Origin of the sequence: Salaquimonas pukyongi (assembly GCF_001953055.1) — a bacterium.
GTDB classification, from domain to species: domain Bacteria; phylum Pseudomonadota; class Alphaproteobacteria; order Rhizobiales; family Rhizobiaceae; genus Salaquimonas; species Salaquimonas pukyongi.
Genome location: NZ_CP019044.1, coordinates 289,716 through 306,181 on the forward strand (window position 1 = coordinate 289,716; position 16,466 = coordinate 306,181).

Annotated in this window: 19 protein-coding genes; 9 read left to right on the forward strand and 10 right to left on the reverse strand. The window is 58.6% G+C overall.

All coding sequences use genetic code 11. The annotated features are described in order from the left end of the window. Positions 1-75 precede the first annotated feature (75 nt). Positions 76-1,308, reverse strand: a complete 1,233-nt coding sequence (locus tag BVL55_RS01515) for a DNA recombination protein RmuC (protein ID WP_075995422.1) — start codon at positions 1,306-1,308, stop codon at positions 76-78. 145 nt (positions 1,309-1,453) lie between these two features. Between BVL55_RS01515 and def the strand changes: the two genes are divergently transcribed. The 3 genes from def to truA are packed head-to-tail and all read left to right on the forward strand — an operon-like array spanning position 1,454 to position 3,805. Beyond that, positions 1,454-2,095, forward strand: a complete 642-nt coding sequence (gene def, locus BVL55_RS01520) for a peptide deformylase (protein WP_075995423.1) — start codon at positions 1,454-1,456, stop codon at positions 2,093-2,095. Between the two features lie 4 nt (positions 2,096-2,099). Next, the gene (fmt, locus tag BVL55_RS01525; RefSeq protein ID WP_075995424.1) at positions 2,100-3,044 is read left to right on the forward strand and encodes a methionyl-tRNA formyltransferase; all 945 of its coding nucleotides are present in this window, start codon (positions 2,100-2,102) and stop codon (positions 3,042-3,044) included. Further along, complete coding sequence (gene truA, locus BVL55_RS01530; RefSeq protein WP_075995425.1) at positions 3,044-3,805, forward strand: tRNA pseudouridine(38-40) synthase TruA; 762 nt, start codon at positions 3,044-3,046, stop codon at positions 3,803-3,805. The genes fmt and truA overlap by 1 nt, the downstream gene beginning before the upstream one ends. A gap of 7 nt (positions 3,806-3,812) precedes the next feature. Here truA and BVL55_RS01535 read toward each other — a convergent pair whose 3' ends face one another. The 3 genes from BVL55_RS01535 to BVL55_RS01545 all read right to left on the reverse strand — a co-directional run bounded on the left by BVL55_RS01535 (position 3,813) and on the right by BVL55_RS01545 (position 5,408). Further along, positions 3,813-4,328: an SRPBCC family protein gene (locus BVL55_RS01535; protein WP_083649304.1), complete on the reverse strand. Its 516-nt coding sequence runs from the start codon at positions 4,326-4,328 to the stop codon at positions 3,813-3,815. Continuing rightward, complete coding sequence (locus tag BVL55_RS01540) at positions 4,321-4,659, reverse strand: ArsR/SmtB family transcription factor (RefSeq protein ID WP_075995426.1); 339 nt, start codon at positions 4,657-4,659, stop codon at positions 4,321-4,323. Before BVL55_RS01540 ends, BVL55_RS01535 begins: the two co-directional genes overlap by 8 nt. A 101-nt stretch (positions 4,660-4,760) precedes the next feature. Then, positions 4,761-5,408 carry a LysE family translocator gene (locus tag BVL55_RS01545; RefSeq protein WP_075995427.1) on the reverse strand — a complete coding sequence of 216 codons (648 nt, stop codon included), beginning with the start codon at positions 5,406-5,408 and terminating at the stop codon, positions 4,761-4,763. Between the two features lie 245 nt (positions 5,409-5,653). Between BVL55_RS01545 and BVL55_RS01550 the strand changes: the two genes are divergently transcribed. Together BVL55_RS01550 and BVL55_RS01555 are read left to right on the forward strand one after the other, a co-directional pair. Next, positions 5,654-6,085: a CreA family protein gene (locus tag BVL55_RS01550; RefSeq protein WP_075995428.1), complete on the forward strand. Its 432-nt coding sequence runs from the start codon at positions 5,654-5,656 to the stop codon at positions 6,083-6,085. A gap of 126 nt (positions 6,086-6,211) precedes the next feature. Continuing rightward, positions 6,212-8,074, forward strand: a complete 1,863-nt coding sequence (locus tag BVL55_RS01555; protein ID WP_162841425.1) for an SLC13 family permease — start codon at positions 6,212-6,214, stop codon at positions 8,072-8,074. Between the two features lie 37 nt (positions 8,075-8,111). On the opposite strand, the gene BVL55_RS01560 is transcribed toward BVL55_RS01555, so the two are convergent. The 3 genes from BVL55_RS01560 to BVL55_RS01570 are packed head-to-tail and all read right to left on the reverse strand — an operon-like array spanning position 8,112 to position 10,475. Next, on the reverse strand, positions 8,112-8,735 hold the full coding sequence (locus BVL55_RS01560) for a pyridoxamine 5'-phosphate oxidase family protein (RefSeq protein WP_075995430.1): 624 nt from the start codon (positions 8,733-8,735) through the stop codon (positions 8,112-8,114). Between the two features lie 12 nt (positions 8,736-8,747). Beyond that, positions 8,748-9,950, reverse strand: coding sequence for a succinyl-diaminopimelate desuccinylase (gene dapE, locus BVL55_RS01565; RefSeq protein WP_075995431.1), 1,203 nt, complete (start codon positions 9,948-9,950; stop codon positions 8,748-8,750). 60 nt (positions 9,951-10,010) lie between these two features. Beyond that, complete coding sequence (locus BVL55_RS01570; RefSeq protein ID WP_075995432.1) at positions 10,011-10,475, reverse strand: DUF805 domain-containing protein; 465 nt, start codon at positions 10,473-10,475, stop codon at positions 10,011-10,013. A 255-nt stretch (positions 10,476-10,730) separates the two neighbouring features. On the opposite strand from BVL55_RS01570, the gene BVL55_RS01575 reads away from it, so the two are divergent. Further along, positions 10,731-10,994, forward strand: a complete 264-nt coding sequence (locus BVL55_RS01575) for a hypothetical protein (protein ID WP_075995433.1) — start codon at positions 10,731-10,733, stop codon at positions 10,992-10,994. Between the two features lie 296 nt (positions 10,995-11,290). On the opposite strand, the gene dapD is transcribed toward BVL55_RS01575, so the two are convergent. Further along, complete coding sequence (dapD, locus tag BVL55_RS01580; protein ID WP_075995434.1) at positions 11,291-12,157, reverse strand: 2,3,4,5-tetrahydropyridine-2,6-dicarboxylate N-succinyltransferase; 867 nt, start codon at positions 12,155-12,157, stop codon at positions 11,291-11,293. 289 nt (positions 12,158-12,446) lie between these two features. On the opposite strand from dapD, the gene BVL55_RS01585 reads away from it, so the two are divergent. Continuing rightward, complete coding sequence (locus BVL55_RS01585) at positions 12,447-13,277, forward strand: LOG family protein (protein ID WP_075995435.1); 831 nt, start codon at positions 12,447-12,449, stop codon at positions 13,275-13,277. A 378-nt stretch (positions 13,278-13,655) separates the two neighbouring features. Further along, a complete protein-coding gene (locus BVL55_RS01590) occupies positions 13,656-13,889 on the forward strand; it encodes a hypothetical protein (RefSeq protein ID WP_075995436.1) in 234 nt (77 codons plus the stop codon). Positions 13,890-13,919: 30 nt separating this feature from the next. Here BVL55_RS01590 and BVL55_RS01595 read toward each other — a convergent pair whose 3' ends face one another. Together BVL55_RS01595 and BVL55_RS01600 are read right to left on the reverse strand one after the other, a co-directional pair. Next, positions 13,920-14,774 carry a DUF817 domain-containing protein gene (locus tag BVL55_RS01595; RefSeq protein ID WP_075995437.1) on the reverse strand — a complete coding sequence of 285 codons (855 nt, stop codon included), beginning with the start codon at positions 14,772-14,774 and terminating at the stop codon, positions 13,920-13,922. Next, positions 14,771-15,481, reverse strand: coding sequence for a pyrimidine 5'-nucleotidase (locus BVL55_RS01600; protein ID WP_075995438.1), 711 nt, complete (start codon positions 15,479-15,481; stop codon positions 14,771-14,773). The genes BVL55_RS01595 and BVL55_RS01600 overlap by 4 nt, the downstream gene beginning before the upstream one ends. A 62-nt stretch (positions 15,482-15,543) precedes the next feature. On the opposite strand from BVL55_RS01600, the gene BVL55_RS01605 reads away from it, so the two are divergent. After that, complete coding sequence (locus BVL55_RS01605; RefSeq protein ID WP_075995439.1) at positions 15,544-16,461, forward strand: EamA family transporter; 918 nt, start codon at positions 15,544-15,546, stop codon at positions 16,459-16,461. Positions 16,462-16,466 lie beyond the last annotated feature (5 nt).

The window sequence follows — 16,466 nt, forward strand, 5'->3', positions numbered from 1 at the left end:
TCCCTCGTCCTCCGTCCTTCGACAAGCTCAGGACCCGAGAATGACGAAAGAGGGAACGGCACATTGCATCCGGTCTCACTCCACGACCTTCAACCCGCGGCGGCTGGAGGTTTTTGCACCATCCCGTTTTCCGCTTTCCACGGCTTTGGCCTCGTCGAACTCCAGATCGATGATCCTGGTGCCGCGTTTTGAAACCTTGCCGGAAGAGGTCAGAATCTCGTCAACGTCTTTCTGCGCCTGGCCGAAATGGGTGGCCAGCTTGCGTACCCTTTCGTCGAGCCGCCCGACATCCTCCATCAGCCGGGCCACCTCACCCTGGATGAGATGCGCCTGTTCGCGCATGCGGTGGTCTTTCAGCACCGACTGAATGACCTGGATCGACAGCATCAAGAGCGAAGGCGAAACGATGACGACGCGCGCCCGGTGTGCCTTCTGCACCAGGGTTTCGTGCTTTTCGTGAATCTCGGCGAAAATCGATTCCGACGGCACGAACATGAAGGCGGTGTCCTGGGTCTCGCCCTTGATGAAATATTTCGAGTGGATCGCCTTGAGATGGGTTTCCACATCGCGGCGGAAGGATTGGGCGGCAATCTTCGCCCGCTCCGGCGTTTCCGCATCGCGGATCGCATGATAGCTTTCCAGCGGAAATTTCGCGTCTATGACCAGCGGGGGCGTGTCGTTGGGCATGTGGATGATTGCATCGGGCCGCGAACCGTTAGACAGCGTCGGCTGGAAGGCATAGGCACCCTGGGGCAATCCGTCCTCGACGATCGCCTGCATGCGCGCTTCACCGAAGGCACCCCGCGTCTGCTTGTTGGCAAGAATCGCCTGCAGTTCGACCACCTGTCCGGTCAGCGCCGTGATGTTGGTCTGCGCCGTATCGATGACGGCCAGCCGCTCCTGCAGTTTTGTAAGGCTTTCCTGGGTGTTTTTCGTCGTCTCGGTGATCGACTGGCCGATGCGCCCGGTCATCGATTCCAGCCGCTCATTGACGGTGCGTGCCAGATCCGACTGCCGCGAGGCAAGGTTCTCGTTCATCGCCGTCAGCCGCCCGGTCAATTCATTTTGCGTTGCCACCAGTTCCGCCATGCGGGCTTCGGCTTCCCGCGCCCGTTCGAGCGCTGCCGCTTCGTTGGCTGCCCGGCGTTTCGCAGTCCGCCAGGAAAGCATGGTCCATAGCAGGACGAAAAGGGTCAGCAGGGCGAGCGCGGCAAGTACTACCTCGCCGAAGGTGAAACTCCTCCCGCCAAGAACGAAGAGCGGCGTGGCGAACAGCGCGGTGAAATCAAATCCGTTTTGCGTTTCCATCACCGATGCCTAGCAGATTCGCAGCGCGAAAACGAACAAAAAGAACAAAACAGGAATACCGGGGAGAATTCGCGCCCATTTGGCGCGTTGACGCGGCAGGCCGGAACCCATATCTCAGGCACACATCCATAGAAGACAAGATGCAATGCCCGTCCTTGATATCGTAAACCTGCCGGACCCCATGCTGCGCCGGGTCTCAGCCCCGCTCGAAGGCTTTGATGAACGTCATCAAAAGCTGATTGATGCGATGTTTGAGACCATGTACGAGGCGCCGGGCATCGGCCTTGCCGGCATTCAGGTTGCCTTTCCCTATCGCTTGCTGGTGATGGACTGCGGCGATCCCAGGGACGAGGCCGAGCGTGCCGCGGAACTGGCTGCCTGGGAACAGGCCGTTGCCGAAGCGCAGGAGAAGGGCGAGGAACCGCCGGAGCGCCCGGAGCGCAAGCCGTCGAAAAAAGTTCCCCATGTGCTGATCAACCCGCGGATTGTCGCCGCCAGCGATGCGCTCTCCACCTATGAGGAGGGCTGCCTTTCGATCCCCGAATATTTTGCCGATGTGGAACGTCCCGCTTCGGTGACCATTGAATATACCGACCGCAACGGCAAGCCCGCGGTGATGGAAGCGACTGGCGTTTTGGCGACCTGTGCCCAGCACGAGATCGACCATCTCGACGGAAAACTGTTCATCGACCACATCTCGGCGCTCAAGCGCAACATGGTGGTCAAGAAATTCACCAAGATCGCCAAACAGGAAGGCCGGGACAACGTCTCGCCGCTGGTGTTGTAGACCGATGCCGCTTCGACTTGTCTTTATGGGAACCCCGGAGTTTTCCGTGCCGGTTCTTACCGCGCTGATCGGCCATGGCCATGATATCGTTGCCGTCTATACCCAGCCGCCGCGACCGGCGGGCCGCGGTATGGCAGAAAAAAAATCCCCCATTCACGAAACGGCTGAAGAATTTGCCATTCCGGTTTTTACCCCGAAATCCCTCAAGGGCGAGGCCGAACAGGCCGAATTTGCGGCTCATGAGGCTGATGCAGCGGTGGTTGTTGCCTATGGGTTGATCCTGCCCCGGGCAATCCTCGATGCGCCGTCCCTCGGATGCTGGAACGGCCATGCCTCCCTGTTGCCGCGCTGGCGGGGGGCAGCGCCCATCCAGCGGGCGATCATGGCAGGGGACGAAGAGACAGGCGTCATGGTGATGCGAATGGAGGAAGGCCTCGATACCGGCCCGCTCGCCATGGCCGAGAAAGTGGCGATCGGTCCCGACATGACGGCTGGCGAGTTGCACGATAGGTTGAGCGCCACCTGCGCCGATTTGATGGTTCGCGCCATGGGCGCACTGGAGCGCGGCCAGCTGGATACGGTGCCCCAGGCAGAAGAGGGCGTTACCTATGCCGAAAAAATCGACAAGGCAGAAGCCCGCATTGACTGGTCCGTGCCGGCCCGCCAGGTGCACAATCATGTTCGCGGCCTGTCACCCTTTCCCGGTGCCTGGACGGAATTCGAACTGGGCGGCCAGGAAGCCAAGAAACCGGTGCGAGTAAAGGTTTTGCGCTCGGCGATTGCACGGGGTTCCGGCGCGCCGGGAATGGTGCTGGACGATCAACTGACAATTGCCTGTGGCGAGGGTGCGGTGCGGCTCATGCGTGTCCAGCGCGCCGGCAAGGGCGCACAGGACGCGGCTGAATTCCTGCGCGGCAACCGGGTGGAAAAAGGTTCGGTTCTTTCCTGATGCCCCGCTACAAGCTGATCATAGAGTATGACGGTACACCCTATCATGGCTGGCAGCGGCAGGATGGCTTTTCCTCGGTTCAGCAGGCGCTTGAGGAGGCGATTGCCGAATTCGCCCGCCATCCGGTAACCCTGTTTGCCGCAGGCAGAACCGATGCCGGTGTACACGCGCTCGGTCAGGTCGCCCATGTGGACCTTGAAGCCGAATGGCGCCCGGGAAAAGTCTGCGAGGCCGCAAACGGGCTTTTGAAAATTTCCGGACATCCCGTTTCAGTCCTTGCCTGCGAAACGGTTGCGGCGGAGTTCGACGCCCGTTTCTCCGCCAAACGCCGCCATTACCGCTATGTCATTCTCAACCGCCAGGCCAATCTGACGGTCGATGCCGGCCGTGCCTGGCACGTGAAAAAGCCGCTCGATATCGATGCCATGGATGAGGCGACAAAGGTGTTGGTGGGCCATCACGACTTTACCACTTTCCGTTCCACCGATTGTCAGGCAAAAAATCCCGAGCGCACGCTGGACACCCTCAATGTTCGCCTTGCTGCCGATCGTGGCCCGGGCGGGCGGGAAATAGAGATTGTTACCTCATCGCGCGCCTTCCTGCACAATCAGGTGCGCTCCATGGCCGGTTCACTCAAGCTCGTTGGCGAGGGCAAATGGGGGCCGGATGATCTGCGGGCCGCGCTTGAAGCAAAGGACCGCAAGGCCTGCGGTCCCGTCGCCCCGGCCTGCGGTCTTTATTTCGAGCGGGTGGATTATTAGACACTCGCTAGCCATTGGCCGACTTTGGCCACTGGTCTTCACGCAGCACAGTGCCGGCTTCCAGCAGCGATTTCATGTTCGACAGCACTGCCGGCCAGCCTTCGCGCACGCCCTTGTCCATGTTGGAGCCCGGTTCCAGTTCGCTGTGGGTTACGGTCAGCCGCGTGTCGGGGCCGAGGGCCTCCAACTCATAGGTGACGAGCGAGCGCTTTGCTGGATCTCCCGCTTCGGATTCGAAGGCCCAGCTCCACACCATTCTGGCCGGCGGGTTCATTTCGATAACGTGGCCTTTTGTATCCACCTTGCCGCTGCCGTCCGCGCGTATGTGCTCCCAGGGCGCGCCTTTCTTCCAACTTGAAACGTTTTCATGGCCCCAATAGCGCCGTGTGAACTCGCCATCGATCAGGGCATTCCAGACCGTGTCCACATCAGCACGGATAAATATCACATAGACGAAATCCGGGGCGCAGGTTTTGCCGGTTGAGGCCCGGGTTTCAAAATCGGAGCTTGTGTGTTCAGCCATGGCGTTTGTGTTTCCTGTTCTGAAGATCGGTTTCGCATTGGGTTTTGAGATCGGCCAGCGCTTCAAGACGCGCATCCTCGAACTTGCCGACCCAGCGATGCACGATCTCGGAAATCGGCACCGGGTTGAGGAAATGACGCTTGCAGCGGCCGTCCCACTGGGTGGTAACAAGATTGGCGCGCTCCAGTATGGCCAGATGCTTGGCAATGCCCTGCCGTGACATGGACGCGCCCGCCGACAACTCATTCAGCGTTTGACCGCGCTTTTCGTAAAGACAGTCCAGCAACCGGCGACGGGTGGGATCGGCTAGCGCCTGAAACAAATCACTCATGCAGTCATTATGCAACCAAATGGTTGCATGTCAAGCAGGGTGAATTTCCCGCTGCTAAAAGGGGCCATAGTCGGAAAGTCTGAAGATCAGCAGGCCGGGTGTCAGCCTTTGACTGCCAGATAGCCGCCAATGCACACGAAAAAGCCGCCGGTCAGGAGCTTGGCCTCCCGCTCGCGGGAAAAGCCCTTTGAAGCCGCCGATATCCGGTTTGCTGCGGCCGCATAGACGGCTTTCACAAGGCCGACCGATACAATGGTGATGGTCGAAATGATGGCGATATCGACGGCGGTCAGACTGGCAAGATCGAGAAAGGTCGGCAGCAGGCTCGCATAAAAGAAGATGGCCTTCACATCGCCCAGCGTCAGCAACAGCCCCGCCCCGAAGCTGGCCGCCAGCGTACCGCTTCCTGATGCCTGCTTTCCGCCGGCCTCGATTTGTGTTGCGGGTGCGGAAGGTTGTTTTCCCAGCTGGCTGCGAATCAGACCGATGCCGAACCAGATCAGATAAGCTGCCGCCAGATACTTGATGATGGCGAACAGTGCGCCGAGCTGACTGGCAAGGGCCGTCATGCTCAAAATTGCCATGGTCATGAAAATCAGGTCGCCGGCCACGATGCCCGCTGCCGCCGCCAATCCGTTTTTCACATCGTAGATTGCCGAACGGGCCACCACCAGCGCCACGCTGGAACTGGGAAGCGCGGCGAGCGCACACATGATAAAAAATAATGCGAAGGAACTGGTAAGGGTCATCGGTATTCCGTGTTTGTCGTGCAGAGCATAATGTCACTGGACTATAGGAAGAGACAATACACGCCCTGGGTATCTTTAGACCGATTTGCCCTCTGCCACCTGCAGGTTGATGCTGGCGCCTTCGGCATTGAACGTTTTTCGCCCAGGGGCGTTTGGCTTGTTGATATTGCAATTACCGGAAGGAACAAATCTTGGCTAACACGTTACGTATTGCAGCGCTGTCGGCGGTCGCCGGAGCAGGCTTCATGTTGCATCAGGCATCAGCCGCTGCCGACGAGATCGGCAAGATCGGCGTCGACTGGCTCGGCAACGATATTGTCGTTGAGGCGGTGGATGACCCAGACGTGAAGGGGGTTACCTGCCACCTTGCCTATTTCGAGCGTGGTATCATCGACCGTCTGCAGCAGGGCAACTGGTTCGAGGACCCGTCGAATTCCGCCATTGAATGCCGGCAGTCCGGCCCCATCGAAGTGGGCGAAATCGAGCAGGACAGCAATGGTGAGGAAATCTTCAAGAGCGGGCGGTCTTTGATATGGAAGAAGCTGGTGGTCAAGAGGTTGTATGATCGCGAGCGCAACATGCTGGTCTATCTGGCCCATTCGCGGGAGGTCAGTCAGGGTTCCGCAAAGATGTCGATTTCGACAGTCAAACTTCCGGACAGTGCCGTGGTGCAGTAGCCAGTCCGCAGACTGGGCGTAGAATCTTGTTGCCCTGACCCTTGCAGCGGCCTGCCGGACAGGTGCAAGATCATCCCTGGAAGGGCATTCGGGGGAGGTAACCAGCTGGAACCGATTGGTTTTACCATGGAAATGGGCGTCGTGATCGGCCTGCTGGCCTTCACGGTGTTCCTGTTTGTCTCCGAAATCATTCGCATTGATCTGGCGGCATTGCTGGTTCTGGTTCTGGTCGGCATATTCTCCTACCTGCCGGGCCTCGAGCGGCTGGCCGATGTCACACACCTGTTTGACGGTTTTGCCTCGAACGCGGTCATCTCCATCATAGCCGTCATGATTGTGGGAGCGGGGCTCGACCGCACCGGCATCATGAACAAGGTCGCGGCTGCCATTCTCAAATATGGAGGAACGACCGAGGGCCGCGTGCTCCCGATTGTATCGGGTACTGTCGGCGTGATTTCCAGCTTCCTGCAGAATGTCGGTGCGGCAGCACTCTTTCTGCCGGTGGTAAGCCGGATTTCGACCCGCTCCGGCATCCCCCTCAGCCGCTTGCTGATGCCAATGGGCTTCTGCGCCATCCTGGGTGGCACGATGACCATGGTGGGGTCTTCGCCCCTCATCCTCCTCAACGATCTTGTTTTGACGGCCAACACCAGCCTGCCCGACGGCCAGAAAATGGCGCCCTTCAGCCTGTTTTCCGTCGCACCCATCGGCGCCGCACTGATCGCCACAGGCATATTGTATTTTCTTCTGCTCGGCCGCTGGGTGCTGCCTGGGTCTTCCGGTGCGTCGGAGGTCACGACCGGGCGTGGCACCGCTGAATATCTGCAGCGCGTTTATGGTCTGCATGCCAATGTGTTCGAGGTCGATGTTCCGGAGGACAGCCCGCTGGTCGGGCAGATTCTCGCCGACATCAACAACGAGAACAATCTATACATCATTTCGACCTTCTACCGCGGCAAGGCGTCGATGATTCAGATATTGACGGCCGAGATTGCCGCACCCTGTCGTCTGGCAATCATTGGCGGCAAATCCGAGGTGGAACAATTCGCTGACCGGTTCGGCCTCACAATGCGGCCGGAACTGGATGTCTTCGCCGAAGAATTCGCGCCGACCAATGCCGGCATTGCCGAACTGGTCATCCCGCCCGATTCAAAACTCATTGGCAAAAGCCCCCGCGACCTGCTGCTGCGCAAGACCTATGGATTGAGCCTGCTTGCAATTCATCGCGGCGAGGAAACGCTCAGCCATGTAAAAACGGAAGAACACGAGCCAACGCAGATCGGGCTGGTGGCTTTTCAGGCAGGGGACATGCTGGTTGCCCACACCCGCTGGGACAATCTGATGCGCCTGAAACGCGATCGCGATTTCGTCGTCGTGACAGCGGATTTTCCGCAGGATGAACTGCGGCCCCACAAGGTGGGCTGGGCGGTGTTTTTCTTTGTCGTATCCTTGTCCCTCATCCTGTTTACCGATGTGCGGCTGTCCCTGTGCCTACTCACAGGTGCGGTTGGCATGATCCTGACAAGGGTGCTCAACATCGAGGAGGCTTACCGGGCGGTCGGCTGGAACACGGTTTTTCTGCTCGCCAGCCTCATTCCGCTTGGCCAGGCGGTACAGAACACCGGCACGGCGGAATGGATCGCGCAACAAATTCTCTTTGTTCTGCATGGCTGGCCGGCATGGGCGCTTCAGGCAGGCGTGGCAATCCTGGCAACGGTGTTTTCGCTGGTGATGTCCAATGTCGGCGCGACGGTGCTTCTCGTTCCGCTTGCCGTGTCGATTGCCGTTGCAGTTGGGGCCGATCCGGCAGTTTTTGCCATGACAGTGGCAATCTCGACGTCCAATTCCTTCATCATTCCAACCCATCAGGTAAACGCGCTGATCATGGGGCCGGCAGGGTACAAGGTCACCGACTTCATCAAGTCCGGCGGCATCATGACCATCCTGTTCCTGGTCGTTTCGCTGATTATGCTGAACGTCGTCTTTTAGCAGTTTACGGCTTGCAACACGGTCCGCTGGCCATGATCTACCAAAGCGTCTTCAGAGCCCTTCCGCTCCATTCCGCATCGTAGTCCGGGCCGCCCACCTCATTGTCACTGACATGGGCAAGCACTTCGCCGGGTGTCGGCAGATTGGCCGGATCGACTTGCACATCCCTGTCCCAGAGCTTTGAGCGCACCACAGCCCGGCCACACTGGAAATAAACCGAACGGGTGCGGATGATCATCACCGAGCGCGGCGCCTTGCCCTCCACCGCAAAGGAGGAAAGCAGTTCAGAATCAGCGGAAAGATGCGCTTCGCCGTTGACGCGCAAGGCATTGAGAGAGCCCGGCACCAGAAAGCACAATGCAACACGCGGGTCCGCCACCACATTGCGCAACGTGTCGGTGCGGTTGTTGCCCTTGCGGTCCGGCATCATCAACGTGCGCTCGTCATGAACCCGTACGAAGCCAGGCAGGTCGCCGCGCGGAGAACAATCCAGCATGCCGCCATCGCGCGCATCGCCCATGGTTGCGATTGTGCAGAATGGGGATGCCTCGATGAAGGCGCGGTATTGCGGGATCACTTCCGCAGTTTCCTTTACCAGCGAAGCCTGGCCGGGTTCGCCATAGAGTGCCTGAAGTTCTTCAAGGGTTTCGATGTGGGACATGGGTTTCTCCCCTCAATGGCCGGAAAACCAGCCTTCGAGAAATCTGAGATAAACGGCGGTGAGTGTATCGAGATCAGAAAGCGCAATGCGCTCGTCCACCTGGTGCATGGTCTGGCCGATCAGGCCGAATTCCACCACGGGGCAATAGTCCTTGATGAAACGGGCATCCGAGGTGCCGCCGCCGGTGGAAAGTTCCGGCGTCCTGCCGGTAACATCCGCGATGGCGGCGGAAAGCTTGCCGACCAATTCCGTTTCACGGGTCAGGAACACCGGGCTTACCCGCCCCACCCAGTCGACCGAATAGTTGACGGGTGCGTCCTTGCCATGGCGGATGCGGGAAGCTTTCGCCCCCTTTTCAAGCCGTGACAGGATTTCGGCCTTCAGGCTGTCGCCGTCCCATGTGTCGTTGAAGCGGATGTTGAAACCGGCTGTTGCATCTGCGGGGATCACGTTGACGGCGGGATTGCCCACATCCACCGTTGTCACTTCCATATTGGTTGGCTGGAAGTGATCGGTCTCCTCATCGAATGGTGTTGCCAGCAGCGCGTCGAGAAGATCCATCAGGCCGCGCACGGGGTTGTCGGCAAGGTGGGGATAGGCAGAATGTCCCTGCACGCCATGCACGGTGATGCGGCCGGAAAGAGAACCGCGGCGGCCATTCTTGATCATGTCACCAATGGCCTCGGGATTGGAGGGCTCGCCGACAATGGATGCGTCCCAGCGCTCGCCTTTTCCGGCGGCCCATTGCAGCAGCTTGTCGGTACCGTTGACCGAAGGGCCTTCCTCGTCGCCGGTAATCAGAAACGAGACCGAGCCGTCAGGCTTTCCGTGTTTTTCCAGATATGCTTCCACCGCCGCGATGAAACAGGCAATGCCGCCTTTCATGTCGACCGCTCCGCGGCCATACATCACCCCGTCCTTTACCTCCGCGCCAAAGGGCGGCAAAGCCCAGGCAGCTTCTTCACCCGCCGGCACCACATCGGTGTGGCCGGCAAACATGAGGTGGGGACTGCCGGAGCCAAGACGGGCATACAGGTTGTCCACATCCGCAGTGCCGGCCTCGCTGAAAGTGACGCGCTGGCAGTTAAAGCCCAGCGGCGCCAGAACCTTTTCAAGATAATCGAGCGTTCCCGCCGTGTCGGGAGTCACCGAAGGACAGCGGATCATGGCGGCAAGATGCCGGGCGGCGGCAGGAAAACCGGTGTAATCGTTCATGCCGCTTCACTGCCTTATTTGCTGTAAAATGAAAAGTACAAAGCAGCGTGGCCAACATGGCTATCGCCCGAAACGGCTGCTTTGCGAAGGTGGATCGCGGGAGATATCATCAGGTTCACCAAATGGTGGCGGGCCATGGTGGTTTGTCTGCGGATGGCTTTTGCGCAGGGCAAGGAACAGGATCAGCAACACGTTGATGCCCGGCACAAAGAGCAGTATGGCCAGCGGCCAGGGCAGGTTGACGTCGTTGAGGCGCTTTACGCTGAGGGCAAGGCTGCTCCACAGATTGAAAAAGCCCACCGCCATAAAGGCGAAGCCCGCAAAGGTCAGCCTTGCCTGGTCTTCTCCGGCAACCACCGCCCAGTAAACACTCAAACAGAACAGGATGATCTGGAACAGGATGGATAGGGTGTAGGACTGCCGGGCGATACGGCCGGAGAAGCCGAAAAACAGCCATAACAGACCGGGGGCGTCATCCCGTTTGTCTTCCGGCGCATAACCCGGTTTGCGCTTTTGCGCCGCCATGAAACCTCCCCGTAACCCTGGATGGCCGTAACACTGAATGGTTTGTGTTTACAGGACAACATAGCAGGACCGAACCGGAGTGAAAACCGTGGCGCAAAACGGGACGATCAATTCAACCTGTTGAAAAATAGGGAAAAAACAAGCCTTGTGACGGAATGCACATCATCAGGCCACCGCCAAAGCTAGATTGCAGTCATCGAAGGCGGAAGCAGAACCGCCAAGATGAAACCGGAACGAAAACAACAGGAGAGAGTCATGAACACTTTCAAGAAAACCATCGTCGCCATCGCCGCCGCATCCACCCTTGCGGTTGCCGCAGCACCTGCCTATGCCGGCCCGCCCGCCTGGCAGAAGCCCTTCGTTAAAGGCCTCGGCTTCGGTGTTGGCCTGGGCATCGCAGGCGCCATCTTCCAGCCGCGCCCCCAGACGATTGTTGTCCAGCAGCAGCCGGTTTGCGGCCAGTATCCGGTCCGCAACGCCTACGGCCAGGTCGTCGGCTATCAGACCATCTGCCAGTAAGAACAGCTGCCCTGCCGCGGGACTTGAAGACCCGCGGTAGCACGGCACCCCCATTGCGGACCCGGACCGGACTGGCCGGATAACGCCCCAAACGGACGGAAAAGTTCGGGTTCGCAACACCCAGGGAAGCTTTGCCGGCAGAAGCGCAGACTGCTTCACCCGCCAAAGCCTCCGGTGTAGACAAAGTGGGATTGCCTCTCGCAGCTTTCTCTCTCTCCGATGCGAGAGGAATGCCAATTAACCCCCGGATGTTCTTTCGTCCGGGGGTTTTACGTTGCAGGCAACATTGGGCCGGTTCAGTCCCGCAGCAACTCGTTGATGCCGGTTTTCGAGCGGGTCTGCTCATCGACGGTCTTGACGATCACCGCACAGTAAAGCGACGGGCCGGCATCGCCATTGGGCAGCGCCTTGCCTGGCATCGCACCGGCCACCACCACCGAGTAGGGCGGCACTTCGCCATACAGGACTTCGCCGGTTGCCCGGTTCACGATCTTCGTCGACTTGCCGATATAAACACCCATGCCGAGCACCGAGCCCTCGCGCACGATGCAGCCCTCGACCACTTCAGAACGTGCCCCGATGAAGCAGTTGTCCTCGATAATGGTCGGCCCGGCCTGCATGGGCTCAAGCACACCGCCAATGCCGACACCGCCGGAAAGATGCACATTCTTGCCGATCTGGGCACACGAGCCGACTGTCGCCCAGCCATCCACCATGGAGCCCTCGTCCACATAGGCCCCGAGATTGACGAAGGAAGGCATCAACACCACACCCTTGGCGATATAGGCAGACCGGCGCACGATCGAGCCCGGCACGGCGCGGAAACCGGCTGCGCGAAACTGGTTTTCCCCCCAGCCTTCGAATTTTGACGGTACCTTGTCCCACCAGGTGGCGTTGCCATTGCCGCCGGGGATGACTTCCATATCGTTGAGACGGAAGGACAAAAGCACCGCCTTTTTCAACCATTGATGCACCGTCCAGGCACCGTCCCCGGCCCGCGAGGCAACCCGCGCCTGGCCGCTGTCGAGCAGGTTGAGCGCTTCCTCGACCGCTTCGCGCACCTCGCCGGTGGTGCTGATGGTAATCGCGTCGCGTTCCTCAAAGGCCTTCTCAATGATGCTTTCCAGAGCGGAATGATCAGCCGCGGTGGCGGATTGGGACATTTCTTAACTCCTGCTTCGGTAGATTCCTGCGGCTTTGCTGCACAGATTCGCCGTCCTGATTTCACTGTGACGTGAACCGGATCGGTTTGAATTCGCGGCGAAGCTATGCGAACTCTGCCGAAGGGTCAATCAAGCGGGTTGCGGACCGGAAAATGTTTCGACAATGACCTTATGTACCCGATAAACCAGCCGCCGGAGCCTGCAAAACGACATCGACTGGGCTTGCGCCGTCAACGTTTGGCGCTTCGGCAACAATGACAGGATCAAAATGAGTCAATCCACCCGAAAGATGCATCGCGGGCCGCTGGTCCCTTCACCGGAAGATGTCGAGAAATCCCACAAGGTTCCCGATACGCCGCAGACCCGTGCCCCGGCCTACCGTCTTGCCTTTGATGACAAGGATTTTCTTTGCCGTGAGGAGCTACGCCCTGTCCGCCTGCAGCTTGAATTGCTGAAACCTGAAATGATCCTTTCCGAGCGCGGCGTGGATTCGACCGTGGTCCTGTTCGGCGGTGCGCGCATTCCCGAACCCGGCAAGGAAGCTTGGGCGGCCAAGAATGAGGTTCAGAAGAAAAACCTGGAGGCCAATGCCCAATATTATGTTGAAGCGCGGGAGTTTGCCCGCCTGGCCTCGCTCTATTCAGCAAAAACCTACAACAAGGAAATGGTGGTGTGTACCGGCGGCGGGCCCGGCGTGATGGAGGCAGGCTCGCGCGGCGCCGATGATGTGGGTGCACCCTCGATCGGACTCAACATTGTGTTGCCCCACGAGCAGGCACCCAATGAATACGTCACCCCCGATCTGTGCTTCAACTTCCACTATTTTGCGATCCGCAAGATGCATTTCCTGATGCGCGCCAAGGCGATTGCCGTCTTCCCCGGCGGGTTTGGAACCATGGATGAAATGTTCGAGGCGCTGACCCTGATCCAGACCAAGCGCATGGATCCGGTGCCCTTTTTGCTGTTCGGCAAATCATTTTGGACCTCGATCATCCATTTCGACGAGCTTGCACGCCAGGGCACCATTTCTCCTGGAGACCTCGATCTGTTCCATTTCGTCGATACCGCAAAGGAAGGCTGGGAGTTGATCGTAAATCACTACGAGCTTCCCCGGGCCTGATCGTTCCCCGGTTCGAAGCCTGCCGCACCGGATTACCGGGAAAGCTTGCCCGGATTTCCCCGGATCGGGCGAAACGGCCGAATCCCTGATTTCGTAACCAAGGGTAACCTTGCCACTATTGTGTCCCATTTGGCCCCTTTGGCGGGCAATACGAGGGCTGCTAAAATTGTCTTGTTTTTGAAGATAGTCCGCTAACTGTCAGAAACAAAAAGAGAATAAAAAACACTCACGTTTCGTGACAAAATACACATTCCTAACAATTTTCAGGCCTTAAATTGCAACCAACCGGTGGCCATATGCGTTACCGGAAGGACGGAACCGAAATGTTCTGCCAACGGTACAACGGTTACCACGGGCGTTAAATACAGGGAGCAAGGCATGGCCTCGCAGTTCTACATTCCAAAAAATCATTCCGCTTCGCAAGGCGAACGCCGGAACGGCTTTGGTGAACGTGCTTCCTGCACCCCTGAACTGGGCGTCCAGCCGTTCAACCGTGACTGTGTTGTTCTCGCCTTCGGCAAGCATGCCCGGGTGAAGGATGGCCAGCAGCTGGCCGGCACCGGTGCACTCGTCTTCGAGGGCGAAGTCCTCGAACTGCCTGCCTGGAACTGAGCTTTCACAAAAACCTGAGTTGGATACAACCTAGGGCTGGGCGGGTTCCTTCGGCCTGTGAACGATTGTCACCAGCACGAAGGAAATGATCATCAGCAGGTACCAAGCACCCAGCTTGGCCGGGGAAACCATGGTCCAGCCTTGCAATTGCGTGGGATACAGCCAGGCTTTTGAGACGGTGCCTAGGTTTTCCGCAAACCAGATGAACAGCGCGACCAGTCCGAATCCGAGCAGCAACGGCATTTTATGGGTATGGCGGAAGACCCGGTAATGAACGAAACAGCGCCAGTAGAGCACTGCGGTTGCGGCAAACAGCAGCCAGCGGAAATCCCAAATGAAATGATGCACAAAAAAGTTCACGTAAATCGCTATGGCAAGCACCATCGTGTGCCAATGCCTTGGATAGTGCGTGTAGCGCATGTCGAACAAGCGGCTGATGCGTGCAAGATAGCTGCCGACGGCGGCATACATGAAGCCTGAAAACAACGGCACGCCGCCGATGCGAAACAGGTTTTCTTCCGGATAAATCCAGGATCCGGCATGAGTCTTGAAGATTTCCATGGCCGTGCCGACGATGTGAAAAATCAGGATTACCTTCGCTTCATCCCAGGTCTCCAGCCTGCCCAACACCATGACAAGCTGGATGGTGAGCGCTGCCAAAAACAGAAAATCGTAGCGTGTCAGCCACGCACTGTCCGGGTAGGCAAGATGGGTGCCGATGATCAGAGCCAGCATCAGCCCGCCAAAGAGACAGGCCCATGCCTGCTTTAACCCGAACACCAAAAACTCAACCAGCGCGCCGTAGATGCCACGCTCCGGCAGTGCATCGAGCAGCCGGTGTGCCTGCTGGTCTATCGCCTTTTCAAGGGAGGTGAAGCGCCTCATGCAGGATTTCTGGCAGGCCCGATGGCTTCCAATACGTCCGCGAGGAAATCATCAAGGTGGTCGGTCACATGATCGATGTGAGGCGCGTCGCCGCCTGCAAGTTCCCATTGTTCGGCCGAGTGGGTCGAACCTGACCGCGGCACGATGAGCACGGTTACCATGCCCAGATCCTTGGGGACTTCAAGATTGCGCGGCATGTCCTCGAACATGACCGCTTCAACCGGGTGGACCACATGGGCCTTCAGGAATTTCTCGTAGGGGCCGCGTGCCGGCTTCGGCTCGAAATCGGCAGCAACAATGTCAAACATGCTGTCGAAAACCGGCTCAATGCCAATGGCGCGCAGGGTGTTTTCGGCATGCCGCACATCGCCATTGGTGAAAATGTGTTTGCGTCCGGGCAGAGAGGCGATCAGTTCGCCCAGCGCCGGATTTGCCTCCACCTCACCATAGTCGATGTCATGCACATGGGCGAGATAGTCATGGGGGTCGATGCTGTATTCCATCATCAGCCCGTTGAGGGTGGTGCCGTGATCGCGATAAAGCTGCTTTTGCAGCTTGCGTGCCTCGTCTTTTGCCAGCCCCGTCAATGACGCCACATAGTCGGTCATCTTCCAGTCGATCTGCTTGAACAGATCGGTGTGGCGGGGATAGAGCGTGTTGTCGAGGTCGAACACCCACTCGGTGATATTACTGAAAGCGTCTTTCATGATCGGTGCTATAACCGATCGTCCACCAACCCGCCAGAAGCCCATTCCCGGTTATTGTCCAAATGGAGATACTCTACGAGCCCTGGGTGCTGATCACGCTTTGCGCGGCGTTTCTGCAGAACATTCGCTCCTCGCTGCAAAAGCACCTGAAGGGCGTGATGGGAACGGCAGGCGCGACCTTCGTGCGCTTTGGTTTCGGTGTTCCGGTGGCGTTCTTGCTGTTGTTCTTGCTGCTGCAAGTGCAGGGCAAACCGCTCCCTGCACTTAGTGCCTCCTTTGCCGCCTGGGTAGCCGTGGCCGCCTTGGCGCAAATCATCGCTCAGGCGCTGTTGATAGCCGTCTTTTCCTACCAGAATTTCGTCGTTGGCTCTGCTTATTCGCGCACCGAGCCAATACAGGCTGCCCTTTTCGGTCTCGTTTTTCTGGGGGAATTTGCAACCACCGGCGTCCTGATTGCCATCGCGATTGCCATGGCCGGTGTCATGTTGATGTCGGTGGCAAAAACCCGGGTAACGCCGCTTTCCCTTGTCACGGGCCTCCTGTCACCCGGGGCGGGAATGGGGCTGCTTTCCGGCGCCTTCTTCGGCCTTGCTGCGGTCTGTTATCGCGGTGCTTCCCTGTCCCTTGAAGGGCCGGGTTACATGATCCAGGCAGCCGTGACCCTGTGTGTGGCGATTACCCTGCAGTCGGTTCTGCTCGCTGCATGGATTGCCTGGCGCAATCCCGGGGAGTTTTCCGCCATCGCAAGCGCCTGGAAGCCCTCTGCGCTGGTCGGCCTTGTCGGCGCGCTCGCCTCCTTCGGCTGGTTTGCCGCCATGACCCTTCAGCAGGCATCAGTGGTAAAGACCCTGGCCCAGGTGGAAATCCTTTTCACCATGGCGACGTCCTGGTTCGTTTTTCGCGAGCGCATTACGGCAACCGAACTCATGGGCGTTTTTCTGGTTACCGCCGGGATACTCGCCCTGTTGTGGTTTGGTTAGGCTGT

Bases quoted from the DNA above. Each gene is read 5' to 3' on its own strand.
- BVL55_RS01515 (WP_075995422.1), bottom strand. From the start codon at position 1,308: ATGGAAACGCAAAACGGATTTGATTTCACCGCGCTGTTCGCCACGCCG.
- def (WP_075995423.1), top strand. From the start codon at position 1,454: ATGCCCGTCCTTGATATCGTAAACCTGCCGGACCCCATGCTGCGCCGG.
- fmt (WP_075995424.1), top strand. From the start codon at position 2,100: ATGCCGCTTCGACTTGTCTTTATGGGAACCCCGGAGTTTTCCGTGCCG.
- truA (WP_075995425.1), top strand. From the start codon at position 3,044: ATGCCCCGCTACAAGCTGATCATAGAGTATGACGGTACACCCTATCAT.
- BVL55_RS01535 (WP_083649304.1), bottom strand. From the start codon at position 4,328: ATGGCTGAACACACAAGCTCCGATTTTGAAACCCGGGCCTCAACCGGC.
- BVL55_RS01540 (WP_075995426.1), bottom strand. From the start codon at position 4,659: ATGAGTGATTTGTTTCAGGCGCTAGCCGATCCCACCCGTCGCCGGTTG.
- BVL55_RS01545 (WP_075995427.1), bottom strand. From the start codon at position 5,408: ATGACCCTTACCAGTTCCTTCGCATTATTTTTTATCATGTGTGCGCTC.
- BVL55_RS01550 (WP_075995428.1), top strand. From the start codon at position 5,654: ATGTTGCATCAGGCATCAGCCGCTGCCGACGAGATCGGCAAGATCGGC.
- BVL55_RS01555 (WP_162841425.1), top strand. From the start codon at position 6,212: ATGGAAATGGGCGTCGTGATCGGCCTGCTGGCCTTCACGGTGTTCCTG.
- BVL55_RS01560 (WP_075995430.1), bottom strand. From the start codon at position 8,735: ATGTCCCACATCGAAACCCTTGAAGAACTTCAGGCACTCTATGGCGAA.
- dapE (WP_075995431.1), bottom strand. From the start codon at position 9,950: ATGAACGATTACACCGGTTTTCCTGCCGCCGCCCGGCATCTTGCCGCC.
- BVL55_RS01570 (WP_075995432.1), bottom strand. From the start codon at position 10,475: ATGGCGGCGCAAAAGCGCAAACCGGGTTATGCGCCGGAAGACAAACGG.
- BVL55_RS01575 (WP_075995433.1), top strand. From the start codon at position 10,731: ATGAACACTTTCAAGAAAACCATCGTCGCCATCGCCGCCGCATCCACC.
- dapD (WP_075995434.1), bottom strand. From the start codon at position 12,157: ATGTCCCAATCCGCCACCGCGGCTGATCATTCCGCTCTGGAAAGCATC.
- BVL55_RS01585 (WP_075995435.1), top strand. From the start codon at position 12,447: ATGCATCGCGGGCCGCTGGTCCCTTCACCGGAAGATGTCGAGAAATCC.
- BVL55_RS01590 (WP_075995436.1), top strand. From the start codon at position 13,656: ATGGCCTCGCAGTTCTACATTCCAAAAAATCATTCCGCTTCGCAAGGC.
- BVL55_RS01595 (WP_075995437.1), bottom strand. From the start codon at position 14,774: ATGAGGCGCTTCACCTCCCTTGAAAAGGCGATAGACCAGCAGGCACAC.
- BVL55_RS01600 (WP_075995438.1), bottom strand. From the start codon at position 15,481: ATGAAAGACGCTTTCAGTAATATCACCGAGTGGGTGTTCGACCTCGAC.
- BVL55_RS01605 (WP_075995439.1), top strand. From the start codon at position 15,544: ATGGAGATACTCTACGAGCCCTGGGTGCTGATCACGCTTTGCGCGGCG.